At 63.5% G+C, this 2,375-nt stretch carries 3 protein-coding genes; all 3 read left to right on the forward strand.

The annotated features are described in order from the left end of the window. Positions 1–561 (forward strand): M20/M25/M40 family metallo-hydrolase (locus JHD07_RS37930; protein WP_291631532.1); only part of this gene is annotated, 561 nt, incomplete at its 5' end. A gap of 279 nt (positions 562–840) precedes the next feature. Then, positions 841–1,650 (forward strand): alpha/beta hydrolase, encoded by an 810-nt coding sequence (locus tag JHD07_RS37935; protein WP_291631534.1) that lies wholly within the window; start codon positions 841–843, stop codon positions 1,648–1,650. Positions 1,651–1,685: 35 nt separating this feature from the next. Continuing rightward, the coding region (locus tag JHD07_RS37940; RefSeq protein WP_291631537.1) for a tryptophan 2,3-dioxygenase family protein at positions 1,686–2,375 on the forward strand (690 nt) is incomplete at its 3' end.

Genomic DNA, 2,375 nt, shown 5'->3' on the forward strand with positions numbered 1-2,375 from the left:
GCCCTGCAAAAGCTCGAGATCGAATGGAACGAGCGTGCCAAGGCCGACCGTCATTTCAAGACGCTCGATCATCCCATCAACTTCAACGCGGGCATCATCAAGGGGGGCGACTGGGCCTCGAGCGTGCCGGCTTGGTGCGATGTCGACTGCCGGATTGCCGTGTTGCCGGGCTGGTCGATCGCAGATCAACAGAAGGAGATATTGGCCTGCGTCGCTGCGGCTTCGCGCAACCACCGCTTCCTCGCCAACAATCCGCCCGAGGTTGAATGGTCCGGCTTCCTGTCGGAAGGCTATGAACTGACCGACGCGGCAGAGCCCGAGGCTGCGTTCGGGAGAGCGTTCAACAAGGTCTATGGCGGCATGCCAGAGGATCTCGTCTTCACAGCGCTGACCGACACGCGCTTCTACGGCCTCAACCACGGCATTCCAAGCCTGTGTTTTGGTGCCAGCGGCGGCGAGATGCACGGCTTCAACGAGTTCGTCGACCTGGACTCGCTGAGGAAAACGACCAAGGCGATGGCGCTGTTCATTGCCGAATGGTGCGGCGTGGAGAAGGCGTAGTTTAGTGTCCCGGACGCGGTGCAGCGCGCGGACGATGCGAAGCATCGTTCCGTGTGGTGCTCCGCAGAGCCGGGACCCATGTCGCCGCATGCACTGGACCCCGGTTCGGCAGCGCATTGTTGCGCGCTGCGCTACGCCCGGGGAATGCGTCGGCCAGTCGTCGGCTGCGCAATCGATGGGCGCCTCCCAACTCCTTTAAGCTTAAAATAAAGACTAGGATGCCGCCCTGACCGGTGGCAGACTGGCGCCCGGTCGCAAGACGAGTTCGCGGGAGTCACGATGCGCGATTGGGATGACGCTTACGCCAATTCGGCCCATATCCCGGGTTCGGACAAGATGCCGGCTATGTGGGCGGAGCGCGCGGCGGCCTACCGCGCCGGGCTGAAGGAATTTCGTCCCGACATCGCCTATGGCGCCGGCGAGCGCCAGAAGCTCGACCTGGTCTTGCCTGATGGCGACAGCAAGGGGCTCGTCGTCTTTGTTCATGGCGGCTACTGGATGCGCTTCGACAAATCGACCTGGACAGATCTTGCGGAAGGTGCGCGCCATCATGGCTGGACGGTGGCGCTGCCGAGCTACACGCTGGCTCCGGCCGCCCGCATCTCCGATATCACGGCAGAAATCGGCGCCGCGGTCGCCAAGGCGGCATCGCTGGTCTCGGGTCCGATCCTGCTCGCTGGCCACTCCGCCGGCGGCCATCTCGTCACGCGCATGCTGTGCGACGACAGCCGGCTCGAACCCGCCGTCTACAACCGGATCGCCGGCACGCTCTCGATCAGCGGTCTGCATGATCTGCGTCCGCTGCTGAAGACCGGGATGAACGAGACGCTGCGCATGACGATGGAGGAGGCAACGCTGGAAAGCGCAGCGCTGCATCTGCCGCGCGGGCATTCGCCTGTGACCGCCTGGGTCGGCGGCAGCGAGCGGCCCGAATTCATCCGCCAGTCCGACCTGATGGCCAACGTCTGGACCGGCTTCGACGTGCCGACGCACCTCGTCATCGATCCCGGCCTCAACCATTTCACGGTGATCGACGGGCTGAAGGATCCGTCGTCGCAGATCACCGCCCGCTTGATCGGCCTCGACTGAGCAGGCCCGGTAAAGATCGATCGAAAGGACTTGTCATGACGTCCAGCGATTACGATCCTTCAAGCGAAGGTGCCGAGACCGATTTCGCCCGGCGGATGTCGTATGGGGACTACCTGGCGCTGGATGCGATCCTCGGCGCCCAGCATCCGCTATCGAAGGCGCATGACGAGATGCTGTTCATCATCCAGCACCAGACCACGGAGCTGTGGATGCGGCTTGCCATCCACGAGCTCAGCGCCGCCCGCCATGCGATTTCGCGGGACGAGGTTCAACCTGCGATGAAGATGTTGGCGCGGATGTCACGCATCTTCGAGCAGCTCAACGGCGCCTGGGACGTGCTGCGGACGATGACGCCCAGCGAATACACCCGCTTCCGCTCGCAACTCGGACAATCCTCGGGCTTCCAGTCGCGGCAATATCGTCTGATTGAGTTCCTGCTCGGCAACCGCAACCACGCCATGCTGAAGCCGCACGCGCACGATGCAGAGACGACGACATTGCTCGAAACCGAGCTGGCGACGCCAAGCCTTTATGACGAGGTGCTGCGGCTCGCCGACCGCAACGGGCTCGCGATGCCCGCGGCGGTGCTGGCGCGCGACGTTCGCGAGACCCATAGCTTCAACGAAGGCGTGCTGCAGGCCTGGCGCGTCGTCTACGAGGCGCCCGAGACGCATTGGATGCTCTACGAGCTTGCCGAGAAGCTGGTCGATTTAGAGGACTATTTC

The organism is Bradyrhizobium sp. (assembly GCF_016462955.1).
Classification (GTDB): Bacteria; Pseudomonadota; Alphaproteobacteria; order Rhizobiales; family Xanthobacteraceae; genus Bradyrhizobium.

Excerpts from the sequence above, each read along its gene's own strand:
- JHD07_RS37935 (WP_291631534.1), top strand. The coding sequence starts at position 841 with ATGCGCGATTGGGATGACGCTTACGCCAATTCGGCCCATATCCCGGGT.